Origin of the sequence: Streptomyces sp. NPDC088785 (assembly GCF_044750685.1) — a bacterium.
GTDB lineage: Bacteria > Actinomycetota > Actinomycetes > Streptomycetales > Streptomycetaceae > Streptomyces.
In genome coordinates this window covers 179,733-204,003 of record NZ_JBIVKH010000010.1, presented here as the reverse complement: position 1 = coordinate 204,003, position 24,271 = coordinate 179,733, and the positions used below count along the sequence as shown (strand labels likewise).

At 74.3% G+C, this 24,271-nt stretch carries 23 protein-coding genes; 9 read left to right on the top strand and 14 right to left on the bottom strand.

The window, feature by feature from the left end; genetic code table 11:
* Positions 1–88: 88 nt before the first annotated feature.
* The 9 genes from ACIP5K_RS25705 to ACIP5K_RS25665 form a co-directional block, all read right to left on the bottom strand.
* Positions 89–646 carry a hypothetical protein gene (locus ACIP5K_RS25705; protein ID WP_401413077.1) on the bottom strand — a complete coding sequence of 186 codons (558 nt, stop codon included), beginning with the start codon at positions 644–646 and terminating at the stop codon, positions 89–91.
* A gap of 10 nt (positions 647–656) precedes the next feature.
* Positions 657–1,094 carry a hypothetical protein gene (locus tag ACIP5K_RS25700; RefSeq protein WP_401413075.1) on the bottom strand — a complete coding sequence of 146 codons (438 nt, stop codon included), beginning with the start codon at positions 1,092–1,094 and terminating at the stop codon, positions 657–659.
* Positions 1,095–1,132: 38 nt separating this feature from the next.
* Positions 1,133–1,936: a hypothetical protein gene (locus tag ACIP5K_RS25695; protein WP_401413074.1), complete on the bottom strand. Its 804-nt coding sequence runs from the start codon at positions 1,934–1,936 to the stop codon at positions 1,133–1,135.
* 25 nt (positions 1,937–1,961) lie between these two features.
* Positions 1,962–2,417 (bottom strand): hypothetical protein, encoded by a 456-nt coding sequence (locus tag ACIP5K_RS25690; protein WP_401413072.1) that lies wholly within the window; start codon positions 2,415–2,417, stop codon positions 1,962–1,964.
* A gap of 125 nt (positions 2,418–2,542) precedes the next feature.
* Positions 2,543–4,162: a hypothetical protein gene (locus ACIP5K_RS25685; RefSeq protein ID WP_401413070.1), complete on the bottom strand. Its 1,620-nt coding sequence runs from the start codon at positions 4,160–4,162 to the stop codon at positions 2,543–2,545.
* 14 nt (positions 4,163–4,176) lie between these two features.
* Entirely contained in the window at positions 4,177–5,691 is a 1,515-nt protein-coding gene (locus ACIP5K_RS25680) for a pyridoxal phosphate-dependent decarboxylase family protein (RefSeq protein WP_401413068.1), read from the bottom strand.
* 627 nt (positions 5,692–6,318) lie between these two features.
* Positions 6,319–6,756: an SRPBCC family protein gene (locus tag ACIP5K_RS25675; RefSeq protein ID WP_401413066.1), complete on the bottom strand. Its 438-nt coding sequence runs from the start codon at positions 6,754–6,756 to the stop codon at positions 6,319–6,321.
* A gap of 59 nt (positions 6,757–6,815) precedes the next feature.
* Positions 6,816–7,601 carry a polysaccharide deacetylase family protein gene (locus tag ACIP5K_RS25670; RefSeq protein WP_401413064.1) on the bottom strand — a complete coding sequence of 262 codons (786 nt, stop codon included), beginning with the start codon at positions 7,599–7,601 and terminating at the stop codon, positions 6,816–6,818.
* A gap of 108 nt (positions 7,602–7,709) precedes the next feature.
* The gene (locus tag ACIP5K_RS25665; protein WP_401413062.1) at positions 7,710–10,763 is read right to left on the bottom strand and encodes a glycoside hydrolase family 3 protein; all 3,054 of its coding nucleotides are present in this window, start codon (positions 10,761–10,763) and stop codon (positions 7,710–7,712) included.
* Between the two features lie 376 nt (positions 10,764–11,139).
* Between ACIP5K_RS25665 and ACIP5K_RS25660 the strand changes: the two genes are divergently transcribed.
* From ACIP5K_RS25660 to crcB, 3 genes are all read left to right on the top strand, one after another.
* Positions 11,140–12,789 carry a hypothetical protein gene (locus ACIP5K_RS25660; protein ID WP_401413061.1) on the top strand — a complete coding sequence of 550 codons (1,650 nt, stop codon included), beginning with the start codon at positions 11,140–11,142 and terminating at the stop codon, positions 12,787–12,789.
* Between the two features lie 126 nt (positions 12,790–12,915).
* The gene (locus tag ACIP5K_RS25655; RefSeq protein ID WP_401413059.1) at positions 12,916–13,422 is read left to right on the top strand and encodes a fluoride efflux transporter FluC; all 507 of its coding nucleotides are present in this window, start codon (positions 12,916–12,918) and stop codon (positions 13,420–13,422) included.
* Complete coding sequence (crcB, locus tag ACIP5K_RS25650; RefSeq protein WP_401413057.1) at positions 13,419–13,793, top strand: fluoride efflux transporter CrcB; 375 nt, start codon at positions 13,419–13,421, stop codon at positions 13,791–13,793. The genes ACIP5K_RS25655 and crcB overlap by 4 nt, the downstream gene beginning before the upstream one ends.
* A 7-nt stretch (positions 13,794–13,800) precedes the next feature.
* Here crcB and ACIP5K_RS25645 read toward each other — a convergent pair whose 3' ends face one another.
* On the bottom strand, positions 13,801–14,541 hold the full coding sequence (locus ACIP5K_RS25645) for a DUF4239 domain-containing protein (protein WP_401413055.1): 741 nt from the start codon (positions 14,539–14,541) through the stop codon (positions 13,801–13,803).
* 108 nt (positions 14,542–14,649) lie between these two features.
* Positions 14,650–16,014, bottom strand: a complete 1,365-nt coding sequence (locus ACIP5K_RS25640) for a hypothetical protein (protein WP_401413054.1) — start codon at positions 16,012–16,014, stop codon at positions 14,650–14,652.
* Positions 16,015–16,981: 967 nt separating this feature from the next.
* On the opposite strand from ACIP5K_RS25640, the gene ACIP5K_RS25635 reads away from it, so the two are divergent.
* Positions 16,982–18,367: a hypothetical protein gene (locus tag ACIP5K_RS25635; RefSeq protein ID WP_401413052.1), complete on the top strand. Its 1,386-nt coding sequence runs from the start codon at positions 16,982–16,984 to the stop codon at positions 18,365–18,367.
* Positions 18,368–18,410: 43 nt separating this feature from the next.
* Positions 18,411–19,886 carry a hypothetical protein gene (locus tag ACIP5K_RS25630; RefSeq protein ID WP_401413050.1) on the top strand — a complete coding sequence of 492 codons (1,476 nt, stop codon included), beginning with the start codon at positions 18,411–18,413 and terminating at the stop codon, positions 19,884–19,886.
* Between the two features lie 22 nt (positions 19,887–19,908).
* Here ACIP5K_RS25630 and ACIP5K_RS25625 read toward each other — a convergent pair whose 3' ends face one another.
* Positions 19,909–20,640 (bottom strand): 1-acyl-sn-glycerol-3-phosphate acyltransferase, encoded by a 732-nt coding sequence (locus ACIP5K_RS25625; RefSeq protein WP_401413048.1) that lies wholly within the window; start codon positions 20,638–20,640, stop codon positions 19,909–19,911.
* A gap of 79 nt (positions 20,641–20,719) precedes the next feature.
* On the opposite strand from ACIP5K_RS25625, the gene ACIP5K_RS25620 reads away from it, so the two are divergent.
* Together ACIP5K_RS25620 and ACIP5K_RS25615 are read left to right on the top strand one after the other, a co-directional pair.
* Positions 20,720–20,977, top strand: coding sequence for an acyl carrier protein (locus ACIP5K_RS25620; protein WP_401413047.1), 258 nt, complete (start codon positions 20,720–20,722; stop codon positions 20,975–20,977).
* The gene (locus tag ACIP5K_RS25615) at positions 20,974–22,170 is read left to right on the top strand and encodes a beta-ketoacyl-[acyl-carrier-protein] synthase family protein (RefSeq protein ID WP_401413046.1); all 1,197 of its coding nucleotides are present in this window, start codon (positions 20,974–20,976) and stop codon (positions 22,168–22,170) included. The genes ACIP5K_RS25620 and ACIP5K_RS25615 overlap by 4 nt, the downstream gene beginning before the upstream one ends.
* A 10-nt stretch (positions 22,171–22,180) precedes the next feature.
* On the opposite strand, the gene ACIP5K_RS25610 is transcribed toward ACIP5K_RS25615, so the two are convergent.
* Entirely contained in the window at positions 22,181–22,921 is a 741-nt protein-coding gene (locus ACIP5K_RS25610; RefSeq protein WP_401413044.1) for a DUF4097 family beta strand repeat-containing protein, read from the bottom strand.
* An 87-nt stretch (positions 22,922–23,008) separates the two neighbouring features.
* Between ACIP5K_RS25610 and ACIP5K_RS25605 the strand changes: the two genes are divergently transcribed.
* On the top strand, positions 23,009–23,557 hold the full coding sequence (locus ACIP5K_RS25605) for a DoxX family protein (protein WP_401413043.1): 549 nt from the start codon (positions 23,009–23,011) through the stop codon (positions 23,555–23,557).
* On the opposite strand, the gene ACIP5K_RS25600 is transcribed toward ACIP5K_RS25605, so the two are convergent.
* A complete protein-coding gene (locus ACIP5K_RS25600) occupies positions 23,547–23,855 on the bottom strand; it encodes an aldo/keto reductase (RefSeq protein WP_401413042.1) in 309 nt (102 codons plus the stop codon). The genes ACIP5K_RS25605 and ACIP5K_RS25600 overlap by 11 nt on opposite strands.
* Before the next feature lie 187 nt (positions 23,856–24,042).
* On the opposite strand from ACIP5K_RS25600, the gene ACIP5K_RS25595 reads away from it, so the two are divergent.
* Complete coding sequence (locus tag ACIP5K_RS25595; RefSeq protein ID WP_401413040.1) at positions 24,043–24,246, top strand: DUF4232 domain-containing protein; 204 nt, start codon at positions 24,043–24,045, stop codon at positions 24,244–24,246.
* Positions 24,247–24,271: the final 25 nt, after the last annotated feature.

Here is a 24,271-nt window from a genome sequence, read left to right as displayed (position 1 = left end):
CGGGGGGGGGGGGGGCGGGGCCGGGGGGGGGGGGGGCCGGGGGGGGGGGGGGGGGGGGGGGGGGGCCCCCCCCCCGGCCACCGCCGGATCAGCCGACGGGCAGGACGCGGATGGAGGGATGCTCCTCCGTGTTGAGGTACAGCTTCTCCCGCGTGCCCTCCTGCTCCAGCTCCATGACCAACCGGTAGCGGTACAGGCCGGGCTTCGCGGTGCTCAGGACCGTGCCCGCCCAGTAGTAGTAGACGGGCGTCAGCGGCGAGCGCATCCGGTCCGGCATCCCGTAGATCTTGAGTTCCGTGAAGATCTTGCGCTCGGCGACGTCCTCCTCGTCACCCGCCTCGGTGTCGAGGAACACGATGTTGTTGATCTTCGGCATGGGCGGCCAGGTGTTGTCGAGCCGCTTCTCCATGTCCATCGGGCGGACGATCCAGTTCAGGACCTGCCCCTGCTTGCACACCGTCTCCAGCCGGCCCGTGCCCTGCCCGGCCCCGCCGACGCTGTTGTCCATCATGAACATCGCGTCGGTCAGTGTGCCGTTGCGGGTCGCCCGCTCCATGTCGATGAGCGTGACGACGTTGAGCTGGACCGAGTTCAGCTGGCCCTGATTCTGTTTCTCGGCGACGAAGTCACCGGTGTGTGTGGTCAACGCTCCTCCTTCACCCCTGGCCGACGATGGCCGGCGACACGGTCGTGACGATCGGTTCCTGGCGGGTGCCGACCTTGAACGCGAGCCGGTAGGCGACCTCCCGGCTGTCCTTCTTCACCGTGCCGGTCCAGTACGCGACGTCGGTGCCCGGGTACACCTTCCTGACCGGCTCGCAGATCTCCGGGTCGATCTCCACGCCGTCGATGGCGACGAACGCCTCGCACTCCAGCGCCAGGACGTTCCACAGGAGCTGGTCGCCGCGCCGCACGCGGGTGCGCAACTCCTCCGTCCCCAGACCGGTGGAGCCGCCCGCCTTGTTCGTGTCGTACAGGTACAGATGGCCGCGCACGCTGCCGGACGCGAGCGCGCCCACGCAGTCGACCACGGCGGTGATCGAGACGGGCCGCTTCGGTGCGGTCGCGCGGCGCGGATTCGGACTGCTCGCCATTCGTGTCCCTCCCTGGGGGTCCCCGCCGGTGGGCGCGGTCATGCCTGGTCCGGTGCGGTCGGCGAGATCGGGAGCACGCCCATCCCCGCCTTGGTGAACGCGTTGCGCCGGGGCTCGGAGGTGATCCGCAGCCGCGACGCGCACGTCATGTTCACGGGCTCCCACAGCAGCTCGCCCTCCTGCCGCACGAGACGGTGCAGCTGGATGCGCATCAGGTATGTGTACGTGCCGGGCCGCGACGAGTCGACGGTCGCCGACCAGTACCAGCCGTCGGTCACCAGGTCCGGGGAGCCGTACTCCGCCGGATACATGATCTTCTCGTCGACGGCCTCGCCGTAGATGTCGGTGATGACGGGCGCCGGGTAGCTGTGCGACGCGGAGGAGTCGTCGGTGACGACGTTCCCGGTGACGTCGACGATCTTCTGGCCGGACAGCCGGCCCTTCGTACGCCGGGTGGTCCTGACCCGGGTGCCGAGGCGCTGCCGGATCTGGTCCAGCTCGTCCGCCGGGTCCTGCGGCGCCGACCCGCTCCCGGCCAGCGCCGAGAGGTCGGCCAGCGCCTGCTGGTCGCTCTGGCGCGCCCGGTCCGACAGATAGCCGCGCGGGACCGTCGGCGGGATCGAACCCAGGCTGTAGGGCAGCCAGTTGAGCACCTGCTCGGTCGCCTGCGAGCCGTCCTGCCAGGTGGAGCCGTTGATCGCCGTGGTCAGCGCGCCGGTGCCCTGGCCGTCGGAGCCGTGCAGCTTCATGTTGTCGAACAGGTAGGTGTTGCCGTCGAGCGTTCCGGCCTCCAGGGCGGTGCCGACGTCCACGAGCACGATGATCGCCAGTTGTTGGGCCATGTCCCTGCCTCACTCCTCGTCGGGGTCACTCCGCGCGCATCAGGGCGGGGGAGTCGATGTGCAGGACGCTGTTGACGCCCTCGTACATCTGCACTTCGAGCCGGTAGCGGTAGGGCACGCCGGGGGCCAGGTGCGCGGGCACCACCCCGGTCCACACGTCCAGGTCCAGCTTGTCGCCGTCCGCGGACCCGCCGTCCGCCGAACCGTCCGCCGAACCGTCCGACGAACCGCCGTCCGACCCGCCGTCCGCGCCGAGGAACGTGACGTTCTTGATCTCCACGGGCGTCTGGAGGTCCACCGCGAGCACCGACCACTGCACGACCTGGCCCGGCCACACGACCGTGCACAGGTCCGGTGTCCCCTGCCCCTGGCTCTGGAAGTCGCCGTTGTCCACCAGGCAGATATTTCCACCGAGCAGGGAGCTTTCCGAGAGCGCTCCGATCACGTCGACGACCGCGATCACGTTCACTTGAGGTTTCATCCTCACTCCTGTCCATCCGTTTGTGTTCGTCCTCGTCCGCCGCGTACGGGATTCCTCCGGAATTCTCCGGCGACAGCTCCTCTCTCCTCCTTTTCGCTCACCCCTCAGCCCCTTTCGCCAATGCCCTATCCCATATCCCGGACGAGCGGCACCTTTCCCACATCGGTCCGCTTGATTTCCGGCGACATGCGGTGCACGAATTTGACGTCGAACGTGTATCCGGTCTGCGCCATGTACGCCGGATTGGCCTCACCGTGATTGAAGAGGGAAAGTGCTCGCGGCAGCGCGTTCACGAACACCTGCTGAATTCCCGGGGCGCCCAGGACCGTCTCCATGCGGAACGCCAGCGACACCGGGTCGTCGACCGCGGCGACCAGGGTGATGCTCCGCGACTCGCGCACATTGACGAACTGCACCTCGTGGGCCGCGTCGTCCAGGTCGACCACCTCGGCCGCGGCCAGCTCGCCGCGGACCTCCGCGTAGGCCCGTGCGGCGGAGTACTGGCTGTCGTTGATGTGCAGCACGTCGCCGGTGCGGCCCGCGAACTCGAAGCGCTCGGTGCGCAGCGCGGGTCCGTCCACGCGCGGCTTGCGGATCATGCGGTCGCCGAGCTTCAGGCGCAGCAGCGGCGCCTCGTGCGCGTGCAGCCGGGTGACGACGAGTTCGCCCTCCTCGCCCTCCTCGACCCAGTGCCCCCGCTCGTCCACGATCTCGATCAGGTGCAGCCCCGGCACCGCCGCCAGGTCGGGGGAGTCCTCGCTGAGCTGGAGCCCGATGGTCTCCGCCTGGGTGGCGGCGAAGTAGCTGAGGATCTCCAGGTTCGGGTACATGGCGCGCAGCTCGGCCCGCTTGCGGTGGGGCAGCACCCCGCTGCCGTACAGCGCCACCCGGAAGCTCTCCTTGGCCTGCTGGGTCATGCCCGCGCCGAGGTCGCCGAGGATCGCGATGCCCGCCGAGATGCCCATCAGCGCCTTGGGGCCCCGGTAGGAGAACATGTGCTCCAGGACGGGGGCGGTCACCGGGCCCGCGCCGACGTAGTTGACGCCCGGCACGTTCTGGAGCACCCCGCCGACCATGGTGCCGCTGCTCCACATCTGGTAGTCCGCCAGCGTCGTGAACAGCCACTTCGGGTCCGTGCCGGTCAGCCGGCCGTCGAGCTGGTACGTGCCCAGGAAGCGCCCGGCGATCTCGTAGGTGTCGTGCAGCTCCCTGATCGAGTACACCGTCTCGAGCGGACGGCCGCCGCTCGTCCCGCCGCTCGCCACGATCTCGAACCGGCCCTCGTCGAGCGGGACCACCAGGCCGGGGCGGGTGCCCATGAAGAAGTCGCGCTGGACGTCCTTGCCGGACAGCGGGATCCGCTGCCAGGCCGCCAGCGACTCGGGGGCGCGCACGATCCCCGCGCCGTCCAGCCGGTCCCGCCACAGCGGGTTGAGCCGCACGGTGTGCACCAGCTGCTGGAGCCTGCGCAGGACGAGGGCGTCCTGCACGGTGTGCGACAGCGTGCTGTACGGCGCCCCGCACAGCCGCTCGCACTCCGCCAGCTTGCTCGCGAACGACGGGAGCGCGCTCACCGCCGCCACCGACGCCGGCCGCAACTCCTGGTCGGGGATGAGGTGCCGGGCCAGGTCGCGGGCCGCGTCGGGGTCCGGCGGCAGGCCGGGGGCGAGGGCCACGGCGGGGCCGGAGGTCTCGGGGGTCCCGGGGGGTGCCGGGTGGGTGCCGGGGGCGTGGACAGTGCTCATCGATGATCCCTTCGTCACGGGCGGGGCCCGGTGTCGGTGAGCGGGGTGCCGTCGTGCGCGGCGCCGTCGAGCGCGTCCCGCGCCACGGCCCGGATCTCGTCGAGGAGCATCCGGATGTGCTCGGTGGTGATCTGGTGGTTCATCAGCACCACGCGCAGCGCGGCGACGTGGTCGATGTCGACCTTGGAGATGAAGAAGTGGCCGCGCTCCTTCACCCGGTTCCTGATGTCGATCTGGAGCCGGTGCAGGGCCGCGTCGTCGAGGCCCGCCGCGCCGCCGGGCCGGTGCCGGAAGCACAGGATGTTCGCCTCGGGGTGGTGCAGTGCCACGAAGTCGGGCTCGTCCTCGACGATCCGGTGCGCCTCCCGCGTCAGCCGGCACAGGTGCTCGATCTTCGTGGCGAACAGGGCGGGCCCGTACAGCGCCCACAGGGCCCACAGCGTCATGATCATCGGGCGCTTGGTGCACTCGAAGTTGCGGCCGCCGCTGTCCAGCGCGGTGTAGACGTCCGGCTCCTCGTCGAAGACGTAACTCGCCTGCTGCCGGAAAGGGGCCAGGCTCCGCGCCTCCTCCCGGTAGAACAGCAGCGTGCAGGGCGCGGGCACGAACATCATCTTGTGCGCGTCCCAGGTCAGCGAGTCCGCGCGCTCGACACCGCGCAGCTTGTGGCGCAGACGGTCGGACACCAGCAGGCTCGCTCCGTGCGCCCCGTCGACGTGCAGCCACAGGTCCCGTTCCCGTGCGATGTCGGCGAGTTCGTCGATCGGGTCGAAGGCGCCGACGGCCGTGGTGCCGGCGGAGGCGACCAGGCAGAAGACGTGGAGGCCCTGTTCCCGCGCCGCGTCGAGCGCCGGGCGCACCCGGGCGGGGTCGATGCGCTGCGCGGCGTCGAGCGGCAGCCGTACCAGCTGGGCGTCCCCGATGCCCATGACGCCCGCCGCCCGCGCCACGCTGTAGTGCACGTCGGCGCCGACCGCGATGGCGGGCCGCCCCGGGGAGTCGACCGCCGCGGCGCCGCCCGACCAGTAGCCGGGATAGCGCTCGTTGCGGGCCGCGAGCAGCGCCGTCAGGTTGGCCAGCGAGCCGCCCGACGTGGTCACCATGGCGAAGCCGCCCGGCTTCCAGCCGATGAGCCGGCCCAGTTCGTCGGCCATGATCCGCTCGGCGACATTGGGCAGTTGGCCCGCTTCGTAGAACGACGAGGGCTGGTTCACCACCGAGCTGACGAAGTCGATGACGCCGGCCAGCGGGACGACGCCGGAGAACTGGCGGCCCATGTAGCCGGGGGAGTGGACCTGGATTCCGGTGCGGATGTAGAGGTCGATGATCGCGGCGAGCCGCTCCTCGTCGAACTCCGGGGCGCTCGTGCGCTCCGGGGTCATCAGGGCCCGCGCGGCCCGGGCCAGCGTCGCCGGGGCGACCAGTTCGAGGCCTCTGATCGACTGGTCGGCCAGGTGTTTCTCCAGTTTGGCCGTCACCGTCTCGGACGTCGTGCGGAAAAGCTCGGGGTCGAACGCGTCGAGGAACAAGCCACTCCGTTCGGAAACGGGATCGGGCGACCGGGATTCTGTCACGGGGTCTCCTTCGGAAATTCCCTGTGCGGCCGGATGCTGAAGTGGGGGTGAACGCGGCTCGGATGAATCCGGCGGGGACATGGCCGGCGGCCGGGAATGGGCCGCGGCATCGGTGTCCGAGGCACGGCAGGACGGCGTGTACGGAGAAACGCTGGGCCGGATCGTTGATTTTCCCCCGCCGGAACAACGGTAGGGCTTTTTCGGCGGAAGGGGCGCGCGGCTCCGGGGTATGTCCGAAAGCGTCAGCTTTGGCCATAGCATTTCTTCTCCTACCGTGCGCCACAAAGGTATTCACCCGTATCTGGCGCCGGAAGGGCGGGGCACGCTTTTTGGACAGGCGCGCAATCGCCTGTGTGTGCGAGATGGCACGCAAGAAATGCCGGTCCGTGGCCGAGCGCGGACCGGCGGGGGGATTTTCTTGCCACCGTCATGTGACGGACGCGCAACCGCTCCCCGGTGCGGCGGCGCGGCCCGGGCGGGCGGGCGGAATCCCCGAGGGGGTCGCGTTTTCCGGTCACCGGGCCGGAACACCCTGGTCGTCCGCCCACCGGGGGCGGTGCCGCCGCCCGGGCGGCGCGGGGGTCAGCCCGCCGGGCGCAGCAGCCCGTCGACGGCCCGCCCGAACATCCGCCGGGCGGCCGCCGCGAGCAGGGGATCCGCCAGGCCCGGCAGCCCGCGCACCCGCAGTTCCTCGCGCCACTCCACCCGGGAACCGGCCCCGCCGGCCAGGGGCCGCACCTCGAACTCGGCCCGGCCCAGCACGACGCGCCCGCGCTTCTCCAGGCGGCAGAGGTGCGGCGGCTCCCAGTGGACGACCTCCATCGGGTCGTCGAAGCCGAGGCGGCGGGCGGTGCCGGTGCGGGCCACGAACACGGTGCCCGCGGCCGTCGGCGGCGGGGTGGTCACGGTGACCCGGGTCAGGGGCACGACGTCGCCGTGCCGCTCCCAGTCGGTCAGCCGGAGCCAGGCCTCGGCGGGGCTGAGCGGCGTCTCGCGGACGATCCGGATGCGGGCGGTCATGCCGCGATGCTAGGTCGTGCCGGGCCGTGCGGCGCGCGCGGCGGGCCGCACGCGGGCCGTCAGGGCTTGTAGATGCCGCCCGGTTCGGCCCTGCCCGGCGCCAGCAGCTGGGGGACCGTCACGAAGACGTACCCCTTCGCCTTGAGCCGGTCGATGATGGCGGGCACCGCGGGCACGGTGTTCCGGTAGATGTCGTGCAGCAGGATGATCGAGTCCCGGTGCGTCTGCGTCACGGCCCGCTCGGTGATCGTCTTCGACGGGGGCAGCAGGTAGTCCTTCGTGGTCACGTCCCACAGGACCTGCGCCAGCCCCTCCTCCTCGGCCAGCTCGCTGACGTGGTCGTCGGTGCGGCCCTGGGGCGGGCGCATCAGGGTCGGCCGCTTGCCGGTGAGCTTCTCCACCGCGTCGTCGGTGCGCCGGAGCTCGTCGCGGACCGCGTCGTCGTCGAGGTCCGTGAGGATCTTGTGGTCCCAGGTGTGGCTGGCGAGTTCGTGGCCCTCGCGCGCCATCCGTCTGACCAGCTCCGGGTGTTCGGCGATGTGGTTCTTGCCGAGCAGGAAGAAGGTGGCGGGGACCTGCTTCTCCTTGAGGATGTCCAGCAGCCGGGGGCTGTTCTCGCTGGGGCCCGCGTCGAAGGTGAGCGCGACGCACTTGGCGCGCCGGCAGTCGACCGGTCCGAACGCGGCGGCGGGCTCGGCGGCGGCCGCGCGGGCGGCGCTCGGGCGGGACGTGTCGTACGTCGTGCAGCCGCCGAGGCCGAGGGAAAGGGCCCCGGCGGTGGCGACGGCCGCCACCACACGGAACCCTTTCCGTATTTTCATCATCTTTTCATGTGCAGCAAGCATGGCGCGCACTATACACATGGGTTGTACATGCAGTGTATAGCTGCTTGAGCTGCCCTTTTATCGTCAGGTGACCTGCCTCTGACCTGCCTCTGACCCGACTTGCTCCCTTCAGGCCGCTCGGTATGCGGTGATCAGTCGGGCCAGTGCGCCGGGGTAGTCGCCGCTCAGCGCCAGGTGTTCGGCGTCGGCGAACGGCTTGGCCCACGCCTGCCGCACCGAGCCGCCGGCCTTCTCCTGGACGATCAGCCGCGCCGCGTCGACGAGCGCCTGCCCGGCCTTCGCGTCGGTGGCGTGCCGCGCCGAGCGCGCGAGCCCCTGGAGCGTGCGCTCGCTCCCGCCCGCCGCCCGGGTCGCCGTGGTCAGGCCGTAGCCGTAGGGGAACTGCGGATCGTACGAGGCGTCGCCCACGTTGATCGGCAGCTGCGCCTCCGAGCGCGGCCAGGTGACCGGGAGCCGGCCGGTGAAGGGCTTCCTGCCGTAGAGCACGTCGGCGACGCCGTCGCCCTCCGTGCCGGGCAGCCAGGACGCGACCAGCCCGTCGATCTCGCCGAGCCGGTCGCCGATGAGCTGCGGCCGGCCGGAGACCGTGAGCACCACGCACTTCATGGCGCCGCACACCTTGTCGACGGCGGCCTGGTCGGCGGCGGTCAGTTCCAGGTCGTTGCCGTTGCCGACATCGCCCACGCCCTCCGCGTACGGGGTCTCGCCGACCACGACCACCCCGACGTCGTAACCGCCGGTCGGCGCCGAGGCGTCCTTCGAGTAGGAGACGGTGGCTCCCGGGGCGGCCTTCCGCATCGCCTGGAGGATGGTCGTCCCGTCGGTGATGTCGCCGGACGAGCCCTGCCAGGTGAGGGTCCAGCCGCCGGACTGGTTGCCGATGTCGTCGGCGTTGGACCCGGCGACGTACACCTTCTGCGACGTCTTCAGCGGCAGCACCTTCCCGTCGTTCTTCAGGAGCACCTGCGACTCGGCCGCGGCCTGCCGGGCGACGGCGCGGTGCGCGGGGCTGCCGATCCGGCCGGCGTTCGAGGAGTCGGCGTAGGGGTGCTCGAACAGGCCCAGCCGGAACTTCTGGGTCAGGATCCGGGAGACGGCATCGTCGATCCGCTTCTTTGTGACGCGGCCGGCCTCGACCTCGCCGACCAGGTCGTCCCGGAACTCCTTGTACGAGTACGGCGCCATGACCATGTCGACGCCCGCGTTGACCGAGGTCCGCACGTCGCTCTTGTAGTCGCCCGGGATCTGGTCGATGCCGTTGTAGTCGCTGATGACGAAGCCGTCGAAGCCCAGCCCGCCCTTCAGCTCGCCGTTGATCATCTTGGCGTCGGCGTGCATCTTGACCGGGCCCTCGCCGTCGCCGATGACGTCCAGCGACGAGTACGACGGCATGACCGTGCCGACCCCGCGCCGGACGGCGTCGCCGAACGGCGCGAGATGCACCGCCTCCAGCTCCTTGCGGGTCACGGTCGTGACGCCCTGGTCGACGGTGTACGAACCCGTGGTCGACGAGCCGTAGGCGGTGCCGCCGTCGCCGACGAAGTGCTTGGCGGTGGCCAGGACCTTGTCGTCGCGGTCCAGGTCGCTGCCGTCGGCGCGGCCCTGGAAGCCCTGGATCATCGTCTCCATCCTCCGCACGAGCGCCGGGTCCTCGCCGAACGACTCGTAGGAACGGCCCCAGCGCTCGTCGCGGGTGACGCACAGGCAGGGCGCGAAGTCCCACGGCACGCCGCTCGCGCGCACCTCGGAGGCGGTCACCGCGCCGGTCCGCTCGGCGAGCGCGGCGTCGCGGGTCGCGCCGATGCCGATGTTGTGCGGCATGATCGTCGCGCCGGCCAGGTTGTTGTGCCCGTGCACCGCGTCCACGCCGTAGATCAGCGGGATCTGGAACCGGGTCGCCTGCGCCCGCAGCTGGAAGCCGTCGATCATCTTCGCCCAGGCCGCGGCCGTGTTCGGCGTCGGCGTGGAGCCGCCGCCGGAGAGCAGCGAGCCCAGGTCGTACGCGGACACGTCGCCGCCGCTGCCGACGCCGCCCCGCTCGGCCTGCGTCATCTGGCCGGCCTTCTCCTCCAGGGACATCCGGGAGACGAGGTCGGCGACCCGCTCGCGGACCGGCAGCCGGGCGTCGAGGTACGGCAGCCCGTGCGCGTCGACGACCACCCGGGGCGTCTCGGCGGGCGCCTTCGCGCCGGTCACCGTGAGCTTCAGCGGGATCGTCTCGGCGTTCTCCGCCTTCTCCCGGTCCTTCGTCGTGGCGACCGTGACGGTGCGCGCCGCGCCGGACGCGGTGCCCGCCGGGAACGTGACCTCGCCGCTGACCGGCGGGTAGTCCTTGCCGGCCGTCGCCGTGCCGCCCTCGGTGGCGTACGCGACGGTGACGTCGTCCGCGACCGGGACGTTGCCGGTGGTCGTCACGGACAGCCGCACCTTCGCGGTGCCGCCCTCCTTCACCGGGTACACGGCGGCGTCGGTCGTCACCGCCGCCCGCAGCGCCGGGTCGGCCGCCCCGTACAGCTCCACGCCGTCCATGGCGAAGCGGGACTTCACCCCCGTGGGCAGCGTGACCGCGTAGCCCCACATCTTGTCGAGGCCGAGGACCTGGTCGATGCCGCCGACCGGCTGGTAGTCGGTGCGGTACACGAACTGCGTGAACGGCAGTTCGACCTGCTTCCACCCGGTGAAGTCGTCGGTGAACCGGGTGTTCCACAGCTCGGACGCCTCGCCGTGCGCGCCGCCGTCCTTGATCTCGAAGGTGAGCGTGCGGCCGGAGCCGTCCCCGTACCACCAGAAGCGGATGCCGCGGTGCGCCGACCAGTCGTGGGCGGGGCGGTCGGCGGCGAAGTCGTGGCTGAACCCGCCGTAGCCGCTGATGTCGTACGACCCTTCGAGCACCTTGGCGCCCTCGGGTGCGTCCGTGCGCTCCCCGAGCTCCAGCCGCGGCGGGTCGTCGGTGTCGCCGCCCCAGGTGAAGAGGCCCTCGGCGGGCTGGTTCGCGAAGGGCACCTCGCCCTCGAAGTGGTCGATGGCGACGGGGGCCGGATCGTCCGCCGAGGCGGCCGGTCCCGCGGTGGTCAGGGGCAGCAGCCCCGCGGCGAGCGCGGAGACGGCCAGCAGGACCGCCTGTCTCCTTCTGGTGTTCCGGTGCAGGGGTGTGTGACGCAAGATTCCCTCCCGATGGTCCCGTGACGGGGTGCTGGTGGTGCGTCTGGTGCGTCGCTGTGTGCCCGAGCGTCTTAATTCAAGAGTTGAGTTAATGGGGGTGGGGTGGGGGCGTCAAGTCGTCGGGAAGTAAGGGGAGTTGGGGGTGATCGTCCGGCCGTGCCCGATTGACAGGCCTGCCGTCCGCCCGGATCGTGGCAGCGGGGCTGTGACACCTGACGGTTGGGGGACCGCGATGGAGTGGCCGGGGGAGACGTCCGACGGTTCGGTGCGGGGGAGCGGGGCGGGCGGCGGGGGCGCCGGGGACGCCAGAGACGCCAGAGGCGCCGGGGACGCCAGGGACGCCGGGGGAACCGGTGGGTTCGGTCCGCCTCCCGCCATGCCGCCTCCACCCGCGACGCCGCCCGTGCCGACGGGGGCGCCGCCCGTGCCGCCGGGAGCGCCGGCGATGCCGCCGGGCCCGCCCCCGCCGGACTTCGGGCCGACGCAGGTGCTGCGGTTCGGGCCGCGGCCCCGCCCCGGGACGCCGCCGCCGGGACCTGCCGATCCGCTGCGCGCCGTCGCCACCGGACTGCTCAACCTCTCCGGCCTCGGCCTCGGTTACGCCCTGCTGCGCCGCCGGGCGCTCACCGCGCTCTGTCTCGCCGCGACCGCCGCACTGCTGCTCGTCGCGCTGCCCGCCGACCCCGACGGCGTGCCCGGCTGGGCGGTCGCCGGATACCTGGCCCTGCTCCTGGCCACGGCGGCGGACGGCGCGCGGCGCGGCCTGCGCGCACCCGTGACCGCCGGACGGACCCGGCCCGTCGCCGCCCTCGTCCTCGGCGTGCTGCTGCTCGCCGTGCCCGCCGGCGGCGCCCTCGGATACGGGGCGCTGCGGGACGACGCCGTGGAGACGATGCTGCTCGACCGGCTGGCGCGCGCCGACGCCCTCGTCGCACGGACCGCCGGCGAGGACTTCGCGCAGGCCCGCCCCGCCTACCGCACCGCGCTCGACCGCTACCACGACCTCGCCGCGGACCACCCCGGCTCCCGGGCCGCGCACCGGGTCCACGACAGCCTCGTCACCTACTACCGGACCGTCGCCGCGCCGCACACCGACGCCGACCCCTGCACGGCCGTCGCGCCCCTCAGCTATCTGCGCGAGGTGCCCCGCACCATCGACCGGGCCGTCCTCGGCGACCTGGCCCGCTGGCCCGACGGACGGCTGGCCGGTGCGCTGCTGGCCTGCGGCACCGGCAGGCTCGGCACCACGGAGAGCGACGGGCGGGGCGGCGAACTCGGGCGTCTCCTGCGCACGTTCCCGGCCTCGGAGCAGGCCGCCGCGGTCGAACCGGCGGTACGCACCGCCGTCGCCCGCCGCGCCGCGGAACTGGACGGCGCCGACCCCTGCCCGGCCACCGACGCACTGCGCCGCATCGGCGACACCGCCGGGGAACTGCCCGCGCCCGCCCCCGCCCGGCTGCGCGGCGACGTCGACACGGCCGTGCGCGACGGCGTGTACGCCTGCGGCCTCGACCAGTTCGAGGACGGGAAGTTCGGCGCGGCCCGCACCACGCTGACCGGCTTCGCGGGGACCTACCGCAGCGACGGACGGCGCGGGCGCGCCCGACAGGTCGCCATCGCCGCCGAGATCGCCGAGCAGCGGCCCTCCGCCGGGCTCCGCCTGCCGCCCGCGCACGCCCCGGGCGGCAGCCGCATGGAGCTGGTGATCAGCAACGACGGGCCGGACCCCGTCGAGGTCCTCTACACCGGGCCGGTCACCGGTCGCGTCACCATCGCGGGCTGCGGCTCCTGCCGGACGTACGCCAGCGAGGCGGCCGGGCGCGGCAACGCGTGCCGGGCGAGCGGGAAGTCCTACCCGCACACCACGCTGAGGCTGCCCGCGGGATCGTACGACTTCCTGCACAAACCCGGCGGCGCCTCCCGGTCCGCGAACAGCCGCGCCGCGGGCGGCACCATCGCGCCCGGCTACACCTACACCCAGTGCAGTTACGTGGTCGGCGGCGCGGGGCTCGGGCGGAACCTGTGACGGCGGGCGCGCGCCGGGCCGGGAGGGCGCGGGACGGGCGGCCGGGATAGGCTCGAACGCCCCGCGCGCGATGAAGGCAGTCCGCACGCGAGAGGGCACCCGCACGCGAAGAAGGCCCGCACCCCCATGCCGAACGAGTCCGCCGCAACGGCCCCGCCCGCCCGGCCCCCCGCGCCCTGGCGCGGACAGGCCCCGGTGATCGCGGTCGTCGCGGCCGGCGGCGCCCTCGGGGCGTGCGCCCGCTACGGCGCGGCGCTGTCGTGGCCCACGCCGGGCGGCGCCTTCCCGTGGACGACCCTGTGGGTGAACGTCTCCGGGTGCGCCGCGATGGGGGTCCTCATGGTCCTCGTCACGGAGGTGTGGCCCGCGCACCGCCTGGTCCGCCCGTTCCTCGGCACCGGCGTCCTCGGCGGGTTCACCACCTTCTCCACGTACGCCGTGGACATCAGGACCCTGACCGGCGGCGACGGGGCGCGCACCGCGCTCGGCTATCTGGCCCTGACCGTGTGCGCCGCCCTCGCGGCGGTCTGGACGACCACGCACCTGACGCGCCGCGTCGCCGCGGGCGTCCGGCGCACCCGCGGGCACGGGGACGGGCACGGGCCCGGGCGCGGGGACGGAGGAGCGGCGTGAACTGGCTGCTGGTGATCGCGGGCGCCCTGGTCGGCGCCCCGCTGCGCTACCTCACCGACCGCACGGTGCAGGCCCGGCACGACACCGCCTTCCCCTGGGGCACGTTCGCCGTGAACATGGCCGGCTCGCTCGTCCTCGGCCTGCTCACCGGCGCGGTCGCTTCGGGCGCGGCGTCCTCCCGGCTCCAGCTCCTCGTCGGCACCGGCCTGTGCGGCGCGCTGACCACGTACTCGACCTTCTCCTACGAGACCCTGCGGCTCGCGGAGACCGGCCTGCGCTTCTACGCGCTGGTCAACGTGGTCGGCAGCGTGCTGGGCGGCCTCGGCTCGGCCCTCGTCGGCGCGACGCTGGCGCAGGCCGTCTGGGCCTGAACCGGCGTCAGAAGTAGCGGGTGAAGGCGTCGGGGCCCACGGCGAACATGCCGCTGAACGGCGTGTTCAGCTGGTAGATCAGCACCACCGTGAAGGTGATGAGGGCGGACAGGCCCATCACCATCACCACATGCGTGAAACTGCGCGTCACCCCGAACATGAACATGAAGGCCACGGTGAGGAAGCCGCCCACGATCAGGCCGAACCAGATCACCGGCGACAGCCGCTCACCGGCGTCCGCCTCCCGGCCCCGGCGCGCCTCGTCCAGCACGCTCAGCTGCGCCAGCGTCTCCTGCACGGTGGCCTGCTGGGAGGGGGCCGCGTCGGCCGACGTCTGGGCGGCGGCCCGGATCCGGTCGAGCATCCGCCAGCCCGCCCGGTCGGGCCCGGCCTCGCCCGCCATCTCCGTCCACTCGGTGTCCGTGACGTGCCGGACGTACGTCTCGACGCCGGACCGCAGCCGCTCGCCCTGCGCGGCGGGCAGCCCGGCGGCCAGCAGGTGGACCTGGTGCGCGGCGCCCGCCTCCGCCGCGACGTGGTCCTCCGCGCCGGAGTGGGTGTCCCACACCGAGACCAGGGCGAGGCCGAGGACGAGCGCGTAGAGCACGCCGACCATCATCGAGATGTACTCGGCGACGTCCTCGCGGGGTTCGTCGTCCGGGCCGAGCGGCCAGAAGCGGTGCTTGAGCAGGACGACCGCGGCGGCGAGCAGCGCGACACCGAGGACGACGGCGAGGATTTCGGTCATCAGGACATCCCAGGTCGGGGGTGGTGAGGGGCGGGCGGCCGGTCGTGACGGCCGGTCGTGACGGCGGGTCGTGACGGCCGGTCGTGACGGCGGGTCAGCGACGGCGGGTCAGTGGCGGCGGGAGCCGAGCAGGATCGCCGCGAGGGCGGCCGGCAGCAACACGAGGAACAGCGCGGTCAGCAGCCCCAGACCGGTCGGCCGGTGGTCCGCCCGGACGAAGCGCCGCAGCAACGGCGCCCGCGCGGGTGCCCGTCGGTGCAGCCCGGTCCGTGGCCGCTGACCCGGTCCCTCCCGGGTCCGGTGGTCCTGCGGCGGCCGGGCCGCGCCCGGGGGAGCGATGCCCGGCGGGGGCGGTGCCACCGGCACCACGGGCGCCGCTGGTACTGCGGGCACCGCAGGCACCGCGGGCTCCTGTGGGACGCCGGGCGGGACCGGTGCGGGCGCGGCGCCGGGCGGCAGCCCCACGGTGCCCGGCGGGAGATCCAGCGCCTCGGGCGGCACGGGCGGCACGGCGGCCTGCGGTGCGCCGAGGCCGGGCGGGCGGCCCGCCGTCCCGTCGGCACGGCCCGGCGGAGCCACCGCCGCCGCGGACGACCGGGGCGGCGGGGCGGCGCCGCCGTCCCGCCCGCCGGGCAGCGTGAAGCGCACCGCCGCGCGGGCGGTGAGCGGCGGCGCGGCCACCCCTTCGCCGCGCGGCCCGAGGGTGCGCAGCCCGTCGGTGCCCCGGGCCAGCCCACGGCCCGTGTACGTGCCCGGCGCCCGCAGCACCTCGATGCCGCACACGGCCGTCGCCCCGGGCGCGAGCCGGGCCGTCACCGGGCACCCGGCGGGCGCTCCGCGCCGCGCGGGGGCGAGCCCCGGATCGGTGACCCGGACGCCGACGACGGTCCGGTTGCCGGTGTTGGTCACGGCGTAACGCACCCGCGCCCGCCCCGGGCCCGTCACCCGCGCGCTCTGTACGAGGGCCAGCGCGCCGCCCACCCCCGCGTACCCGGAGCGGGCGCTCGCCCGCACGGTGGCCCGCAAATACGGCAGCCGCCCCGTGGCCACCGCGACGCCGGTCCTGCTGCCGGGGAGGGCCCGGGCCGTCGCCGTGCAGCGCACCGAGCGCAGCCCGGTCAGCCGCGGCACCCGGTCCCCGCCGCCCGGGCAGCGGATCCGGGCGCCGGGCAGCGCGGGGTCGAGGATCCGGACCGCGTACAGGTCGGCGCCGCCGCGGTTGGTCAGCCGGTACGTCTTCACGACCGGCCCGCCGGTCCGGATCCCCGGGCGCAGCGCGCCGAGCCCCGGCCGGGTGTTGACACTGACCTCCAGCGCCAGGCCGCGCGTGCCGGTCCCGTCGGCGGCCGTCGGCGCGGGCGCGGGCCAGCAGGCCAGGGCGAGCAGCGCCACGAGCGCCAGGCTGCGCACCCGGGCCCGCCGCCGGGCCCCGGGTGGGGCGGCGCGGGCCCGGTCCGCTCGTCCGATGATCACCTCGGTGATGCTGGCCGGGGCCCGCCGCCCCCACCGCCCTGGCGCGCGCACACCGCACGCGATTCACCCGACCGGCCGCCGTGGCCCTGCCGGACGGCCCTGCCCCGGGTCTACTGCTGAAGACGGCTTGGCCCGTCCGGGCGGCGGGGCCCGTCCGGCCGTGACGGTCGACCGCCGTACACCCGACACAGGACCCGGTCGGCCCGGGCCGCCGTTCCTGGGCGGCCTTGTCCGATGACGGACCCGCCCTCGGGCGGGCCTGCTCCTGGGCGGACTCGTTCGCGGGCGGGCTTGTCCTGAGCGGGGCCTGTTCTTGGGTGGGCCTGCTTGTGGGCGGGCTTGTCCTGAGCGGGGCCCGTTCTCGGCCGGGATCCGCTCTTGGGCGGGGCCTGTTCTTGGGCGGACCTGCTTGTGGGCGGGCTTGTCCCGAGCGGGGCCCGCTCTTGGGCGGACCTGCTTGCGGGCGGGCTCGTCCTGAGCGGGGCCCGCTCTCGGGCGGGATCCGCTTTCGGGCGGGACCCGCTTTCGGGCGGGATCCGCTCCTGGGCGGACTTGCCCCCGGGCGGGCCCCGTCCGCCTACGAACCCGCTCACTGGCGGGCTCGCTCTCGGGCGGGACCCGTTCGCAAACAGGCTCGTCCCGGGCGGGCCCGCCGGCCTGATCCACCACCGGACGGGCTCACCACCGGACGGACCAGCCCCCGAACCGACCCAGCCCCCGAACCGACCCAGCCCCCGAACCGACCCAGCCCCCGAACAGCCCGAGACCGGACAGCCCGAGACCGGACGGACCCGCGCCGAACTGACCCGCCCCCGACGCACCAGCCCCGACGGACCATCCCCCAAACAGCCCCGCCCCCGACCAACCCCGAGACCGAACAACCCCGAGACCGAACGGACCCGCCCCCCGGAGGGGCGGGCCCAGGCACACATCGACACCTACCACGCACAGGGACGAGGTGGCCGTGATGGCAGCCCCGACAGCGCCCCCGGCGCCGCAGCAGACCGAGCAGACCGACCCCGAACTCCTCATCGCGGCCTCCGTGCTGCTCGCCGACGCCGCCCTCGCCACCCGCAGGACCGGCGCGGAGCTGACCGCCGCCTGGGCCAGCTGGCGCGTGGGGCTCCAGGCGGTGCGCCGGCCCGGCTGGGCGACCGGCACCGTTCTCGCGGCGGCCCGCGCCCTGTCCAACCCGGCGGGGCTCGGCATCGCCGTCAACGGCGGGCTGGTCGGGGAGACCTTCCGCTCGATGGGCGCCATGGCCCGGCGCCGGCCGGCCTGCGTGGCGATGGCCGTCGACGCGTTCGCGCTGCGGATCGAGGCCGCCGCCCGCGCCCACCCCAACCTGGCCGGACCGCTCGCCCGCCGGCTCACCGACGCCGTGGTCGCGGGCCGCCGGTTCGAAGCGCTGCGCGCCGCCCGGGAACTCACCGACCTGCACGGTGTCACCCGCACCCTCACCACCGTCAGCCCCGTGATCATGGAGCTGCTCGCGCTGAACGGGCTCCTCGACGAGAACCCCACCAACGACAGCTTCGCCTGGGTCACCCTGGCCGGCGGCGTCCCCACCACCGACCCCCTCTTCGGCCTGCCCGCCGGACTCGTCCGGCACCTCAACCCCGGCCGCGGCCGCGCCGAGCGCGTCGACCCCGACCCGCTGCTCACCCGGGTCCTCGCCCGCTCCGCCAACGACATCGTCCGCTACATCGACGACATCTCGGCGCTCGGCAACCACGGCCTGGCCCTGCTGCGCCGCGTCACCTGCACGGACGGCACCGAGCGGTACGTGGTGCTGCTGCCCGGCACCAGCTTCGGCCGGGTCAGCAACGGCACCCCGCAGGACCTCGTCGGCGCCTTCGACGGCATGCTGCGCACCGACACCACCTACACCCGGTCCGTGAAACAGATGCTGCTGCGCGCGGGCGTGCCCGACGGCGCCGAGCTGATGGTCGTCGGGCACAGCCTCGGCGGCATCACCGCCGTCAACCTCGCCTGCGACCTGGACTTCGTGTCGAGGTACCGGCTCACGCACGTGGTCACCGTCGGCTCGCCCATCGACAACAAGCGCCCCGCCGACCCCACGACCCGGGTCGTCAGCCTCGTCAACGAACACGACGTCATCCCCGGTCTCGACGGGCGCGGACCGGCCTCCGCCAACGACATCCCCGACACCTGGATCGAGCTGGCGTGGACCGACGAGACGTACGACTACCCGCTCTCGCACGCCCCGCAGGCCTACGCCGACACCCTCGGCGACGCCCAGCAGGGGTTCCGGGCGCGCGTCAACGAACTCATCACCGCCTACGACGGTGAGATCGCCGCCAACCAGCCCTACCTGCTGCGCGACAAGTGACCCCGCCCCAGGCCGCGCCGACCGGACCGTACGGAGAACGCCCATGACTGCCAGCGACACGACGACCGCCCGGCCCGGCACGGCCTGGCCCCTGGAGAACGCCCTCGTCAGCGCCGCGCTCGCGGCCCGGGGCATCGGCTGGATCGACGCCCCGGCCCGCGCCCTGGGCCTTCGGCCGTTCACCCGCCAGGAGCTGACCCGGCAGATCCTCGGGCAGGTGCGGCGCACCGCGTCCGGACGGCCCACGCGCCTGCGCACCGCCTTCGGCACCTTCCTGATGCCGCTGAACCGCGACGACGCGGCCGGGCTCGTCGCCGCCGCCGAGGAGGCCGGAGCCCGCGGCGCCGTCACCGGCTTCACCGACCGGGGCACCCGCCTGCACCTGGCCCCGCACGCCCGACTGCCCGTGTCGGCGGCGTCGCTGTACGGGCGGGTGCGCAAGGCCGCCGACATCGAGGCCCACCGGCTGCTCGCCGCGCGGGAGGGCGACGCCACCCTCGACCGCGACGCGTGGCGCACCGCGGCGCACCGGCTCGCCCGCCGGATCGTGCTCGGCCCCGCCGCGGCCGACGACTCCCTCCTCAGCGACATCCTCGACGCCGTCGCCCACGCCGCCGACGACGCCGAACTCGCCTCCAGGCAAGCCGCGTTGAACCGACGGCTCGCGCCCCTCCTGGTCGACCTCCCGGTCGACGGGACCGTCGTCGTGCACGCCTTGGAGACGGTCACCCGCGCCCTCACCGACACCGCCGCGCAGGCCCTCGCCCTGGTCGCGGGCGGCCGTGCGCCGAAGGACGCGGTGACGGAGGCGCTGCTGCGGTATCCGCCGCTCGCGGCCACCGTGCACCGCGTCGACGCGCCCTTCGTGTGGGACGGGCTCGCCGTCGACGCCGGAACCGAGATCCTGTGCGCCACCTCCTGGCTGCGCGACCTCGACGACGATCCCGACGCCGCCGACCCTGGCGCCGATGACGCCGATGACGCCCATGACGCCCATGACGCCGACGGCCCAGACGACGCCGTCGGCGCCGAGGTCCCGGACGACCGCACCGGAGAGCGGGAAGCGGCCGCGGCCCTGTGTGCGGCCCCCGTGCCCTGCGCCGCCGCCGACCTCGGCGTCCTCGCCGCCACCGCCCTGGTCCGCGCCCTGGTCCGCGAGGCCGTACCCGTCGTCCTCGCCCCGCGTCTCGACCCCGGCGCGCCGCCCGTCGAACTGCCCGCGGACACCCTGCGCCTCGCGCTCGTGAACACCGGGGCCGACGCCCACGTACCCGACGACTCGAACCTGATGCGGACGCCGCCCGCCGGACAGCGCCCCGCCCACTACGCGGCGCTCGTCGCCGCCTCCGCGCGCCGCCTGGAGGGCCACGCGCGCACGCTCGCCGAGTTCGCCCGGCAGCCCGGCTTCAACCACGACGCCTTCGGCGAACGCTGCCGGATGACGCTCCTCAACCACGCGGAGCGGTGCGCCCGCGCCGCCGCCGACGCCCGCCGGGCCGCCGACTGGCTCGGCAACTGACCCGCACCGGACGGGACACGGCTCACCAGAACGGCGTCGCCCGCCGGCCCCGGTCCCGGTCGACCATGCCCTGCACCGTGAACCACGCCTCGTCGCACAGCCGCCGCGTCGCCGCCGACCGCTCGGCGAACGACGCGGCGCGGGGCGGCGCCGGGATCGGCTCCCCCATGCTGATGAGCCACTTCGACGGCAGCGGCAACGGCGTGGTCACCGGGAAGAACGGCAGGTCGAACCGGCGGGCCAGCGCCCCGATCTCGCCCAGCTTCGGATACGCCTCCTCGGCCCCCACGATCGACACCGGCACCACCGGAGCCCCCGTCAGCACGGCGGCGCTCGCGAACCCGGGGCCGAACGGCCGCAGCCGGTAGCGCTGCGAGAACCGCTTGCCGACCCCGCCGAACCCCTCCGGGAACAGCGCGACGAGCCCGCCCGCCGTCAGCTGGCCGCTGCCCAGCGTCGGATCGTCGGTCAGCATCCCGTGCCGCCGGGCGTACGCGGCGAGCACCGGCAGCCGCAGGATCAGCTCGGACGCGTACACCGTCACCGGCCGGGGCACCTGACGGCACAGCACCTTGTGCAGGATGAAACCGTCCAGGCCCCAGGCGCCCGAATGGTTGGCCACGAGGAGGGCGGGGCCGGTCGCCGGGATGTTCTCGAGACCGGTCACCTCCACCCGGAAGTAGTCGTCGGCCAGCCAGCCGAGGAGAGAATCGGCCAGGTCGGTCGCGTCCTGGCCGTGCGGTCCGGAGTTCACGTGAGTCACGGAATCCCACTTTCTGCTGAAAAGGGGCGTCCGCAAGGCTAAAGATGCCGTTGGGGTGGTTCCTTCCAGTATGACCATCTCCTCTGCCGCGTCCCCGACGCCCACCACCGACCTGATCACCGGTCTCCTCGTCGACAAGTTCGAGGTGGACCCGGCCGCCGTCCGGGGCGACGCCCTGATGACCGACCTGCTCGTCGACTCGCTGATGGTCGTCGAGATGGCGATCACCCTGAAGGACGACCTCGGCGTCACCGTCACCGAGGACGAACTGCGCGAGCTGGGGTTCGCCGAGTTCGCGGCCCGCGTCGACGCGCGGCGAGCCCTATGACGGGCGTCGTGGTGACCGGCCTCGGGCTGGTCACCCCGGCCGGGCGGGACGCCGACACCACCTGGGCCGCCGTCCGCGCCGGCCGGGCCAGCGCCGCCCCCGACCCGACCCTGGCGGACCTGCCCGTCTCGCTGAGCTGCCGGGTCGAGGGCGCCGCCGAACTGCCGCTGCGCGGGCGCGGACTCGCCCACCTGGACCCGAGCGTGCGGATGGGGCTCGCCGCCGTCACCGAGGCGCTCGACCGGGCCAAGCTCGACCCGGCGGAGTGGGACGGCACCCGCGTCGCCGTCGTCGCCGGGGTCGGCACCGGCGGCATGCACGCACAGGAGCGCGCCGCCGCCCGGCTCGCCGCCGACGGGCCGACCTCCGTCTCCCCGTACTTCCTCACCGGCTACCTGCCCAACATGGTGTGCGCCACCGTCGCCCTGCACCTGGGCGCCACCGGGCCCGCCTTCGCCGTCGCCACCGCCTGCGCCTCCGGCGGCACCGCGATCGGCGCCGCCCGCGACCTGCTCGCCTCCGACCAGTGCGACATCGCCGTGGTCTGCGCCGCCGAGGCCTCCGCCACCCCGCTGATCGTCACCGGCTTCGCCCAGCTCGGCGCGCTGTCCGACACGGGGTCCCGGCCCTTCGACCGGACCCGCGACGGCTTCGTCATCGCCGACGGCGCCGGGGCGCTCGTCCTGGAGCGCGCCGAGCACGCGGCCGCCCGCTCGGCGCCACTGCTCGCGCACCTCGCCGGCTACGGCGCCAGCAACGACGCCCACCACCTGGTCGCCCCGCACCCCCAGGGACGCCAGGCCGAGCGGGCCCTGCGCGCCGCACTCAACGACGCGCACCTGACCCCGGCCGACGTCGACCACGTCAACGCGCACGGCACCTCGACCCCGCGCGGCGACGCGATGGAGGCGGCCGTGCTCGCCCGCGTCCTGCCGCACCGCCCGCCCGTCACCTCCGCGAAGGGCGCGCTCGGCCACTCGATGGGCGCGGCGGGCGTCATCGAGGCGGCGCTTACCACGCTGGCGCTGCGCGACGACGTCGTGCCCCCGATCGCGGGCCTCACCGACCCCGACCCGGCCTGCGACCTCGACACGGTCGCGGGGACGGCCCGCCCGCTGGCCTCGACCGTCGCCGTCAGCACGTCCTTCGGGTTCGGCGGGCACAACGCGGTGGTGGTGCTGGCGCGGGCCTGACCGGGGGGCCTCAGTCGCGCCGGGCGCGCACGTCGCCGTTGACGGTCGTCAGCGTCAACGTACGGTCGGCGGCGGCCCCTTCGGCGGGCACGGAGACGAACGGGTGCCCGTTGTCGGTGGTGGCGGACGTCCGGTAGGCCGGGGCGTCGTGCGGCAGGACGGCGGACGCGCTGCCGTTCACCGTCGTGGCCGACAGGCGGTGCGGCGCGTGCGCGCAGCCCAGCGTGACGTCGCCGTTCACCGTCTCGGCCGCCAGGGAGCGGGCGCGGACGCCGCTCGCGCGGACCGAGCCGTTGCGGGTGGTGAGCCGCACCGCCGCGCCGTCGGCGCCCGAATCGGCCACGGTCACGTCGCCGTTGACGGTCGTCAGGTCGAGGGCGCCGGGGACGCCGGCCGCGTCGATGCCCGCGTTGCGGGCGACGACGGTGACCGCCGTGCCGTCCGGCACGGACACCCGCGGCATCCGCGGGCAGCGCTTCTTGCAGGTCAGGTCCAGCACCCAGGTGTGGTCGCGGTGCGACCAGCGGTGGGCGACGCCGTCGTCGACCGCGACCCGGTCGCCGTCGGTGGGGCGCAGCCGCAGGCCGTTCTCCGTGGTCACCACGAGCCGCGAGCCGGACGACGCGGGCGCCACGGTCCCGGACGGCCCGGACGCCGGGCGGGCACCACCACCGTCGCCGCCGCACCCCACGAGCCCCGAGGCCAGCGCGAGTCCGGCGGCGCAGGACACCACTGCGGTCACTGCTCTCATGCAGAGCCGGGTGCCCCGCGCGGAGATCGTCATACGTGTCCGGCCCGCACCCGGAGTGAGTCGCCGCCGCCCGGGAACGCGGTCCTCATGGCTGTACTGAGGAAATACGCACGCCCGATGCTCGCCTCCGTCTTCATCACCGGAGGGATCTCCACCGTCCGCGCCCCCGGGCGCGTGGCCCCGGCCGCCGAACCGGTCGCCGTGCCCGTCGCCTCCCGCGTGCCGCGCCTGCCCGACGACCCCGAGCAGCTGGTCCGGCTGAACGGCGCCGTGCACATCGGCGCCGGGCTGCTGCTCGCCACGGGCATCGCGCCACGCTTCGCCGCGCTGGCCCTCGCGGGCTCGCTCGTCCCGACGACGCTGGCCGGGCACGCCTGGTGGAAGGAGGACGACCCCGAGCGGCGGAGCCAGCAGCGCACCCACTTCGTGAAGAACGTGTCCCTCATCGGCGGGCTGCTGATCGCGGCGGCCGACACCCACGGCAAGCCTTCGCTGGCCTACCGGGCGCGCGGCGCCGCGACCAGCGGCCGCAAGCAGGCGGCGCGGGCCCGGCGCGAGACCTCGCACACCGTGCGGGACGCGGCCGACGCCGTGCGCGCCCTGCCCGAGCGCGCCCGGCAGACCGTCAGCGGCTGAGGAGCCGCTCCGGCACGAAGCCCTCGTCGGCGAGCCGCTGCCACAGCGCGTCCGGCACCGGGAAGCGCGCCGCCCGGGCGTTCGCCGTCACCTCGGCCGCCGACCGGCAGCCGACGACGACCGACGCGACGGCCGGATGCAGGTACGGGAACTGGATCGCCGCCGCGGTCAGCGGCACGCCGTACTCCGTGCACAGGGCCCGGCACCGCCGGGCCCTGCGCAGCGCCTGCGCGGGCACGGGCCGGTAGTCGTACATGGCCTCCGGCGACGGATCGGCCAGCAGGCCCGTGTTGAACACCCCGCCCGCGTTCGAGGTGCGAGAAGCGGCCCGCGATGAGCACCACGTCGGGCTCGAACTCCTCGACGTAGGCGGCGAGTTGGCTGCTGTGGTTCATGCCGAAGCCGATCGCCCGGACCAGCCCCTCCGCGCGCAGCCCGCGCACCGCCGGATACGCGCTGCGGCGGCGCAGACGGGTCAGGCTCGCGTGCTCACGGCGGGACAGGCCGCCCACCCGGTGGTGCAGACCCCCGACCGCGGCGTGGCGGACGGCAAGTGCTGGGCCGCGCCCGCGCGCATCAAGGTCTACCCGCCGGACGACACCGCGTCCCTCACCGCGCCCGCGCCCGGCACCCTTGAGGTGTGCGGCGACGCCTTCACCGTCGGCCCCTTCACCGCTCGGGCGCTGTGAACCGGGGGACGGCGCGGCCCGCCCC

Coding starts and splice junctions, on each gene's coding strand:
- ACIP5K_RS25700 (WP_401413075.1), bottom strand. CDS start 1,094: ATGGCGAGCAGTCCGAATCCGCGCCGCGCGACCGCACCGAAGCGGCCC.
- ACIP5K_RS25615 (WP_401413046.1), top strand. CDS start 20,974: ATGACGGGCGTCGTGGTGACCGGCCTCGGGCTGGTCACCCCGGCCGGG.
- ACIP5K_RS25685 (WP_401413070.1), bottom strand. CDS start 4,162: ATGAGCACTGTCCACGCCCCCGGCACCCACCCGGCACCCCCCGGGACC.
- ACIP5K_RS25635 (WP_401413052.1), top strand. CDS start 16,982: ATGGCAGCCCCGACAGCGCCCCCGGCGCCGCAGCAGACCGAGCAGACC.
- ACIP5K_RS25620 (WP_401413047.1), top strand. CDS start 20,720: ATGACCATCTCCTCTGCCGCGTCCCCGACGCCCACCACCGACCTGATC.
- ACIP5K_RS25670 (WP_401413064.1), bottom strand. CDS start 7,601: ATGCTTGCTGCACATGAAAAGATGATGAAAATACGGAAAGGGTTCCGT.
- ACIP5K_RS25675 (WP_401413066.1), bottom strand. CDS start 6,756: ATGACCGCCCGCATCCGGATCGTCCGCGAGACGCCGCTCAGCCCCGCC.
- ACIP5K_RS25690 (WP_401413072.1), bottom strand. CDS start 2,417: ATGAAACCTCAAGTGAACGTGATCGCGGTCGTCGACGTGATCGGAGCG.
- ACIP5K_RS25655 (WP_401413059.1), top strand. CDS start 12,916: ATGCCGAACGAGTCCGCCGCAACGGCCCCGCCCGCCCGGCCCCCCGCG.
- ACIP5K_RS25695 (WP_401413074.1), bottom strand. CDS start 1,936: ATGGCCCAACAACTGGCGATCATCGTGCTCGTGGACGTCGGCACCGCC.
- ACIP5K_RS25660 (WP_401413061.1), top strand. CDS start 11,140: ATGCCGCCTCCACCCGCGACGCCGCCCGTGCCGACGGGGGCGCCGCCC.
- ACIP5K_RS25605 (WP_401413043.1), top strand. CDS start 23,009: ATGGCTGTACTGAGGAAATACGCACGCCCGATGCTCGCCTCCGTCTTC.
- ACIP5K_RS25630 (WP_401413050.1), top strand. CDS start 18,411: ATGACTGCCAGCGACACGACGACCGCCCGGCCCGGCACGGCCTGGCCC.
- ACIP5K_RS25645 (WP_401413055.1), bottom strand. CDS start 14,541: ATGACCGAAATCCTCGCCGTCGTCCTCGGTGTCGCGCTGCTCGCCGCC.
- ACIP5K_RS25610 (WP_401413044.1), bottom strand. CDS start 22,921: ATGAGAGCAGTGACCGCAGTGGTGTCCTGCGCCGCCGGACTCGCGCTG.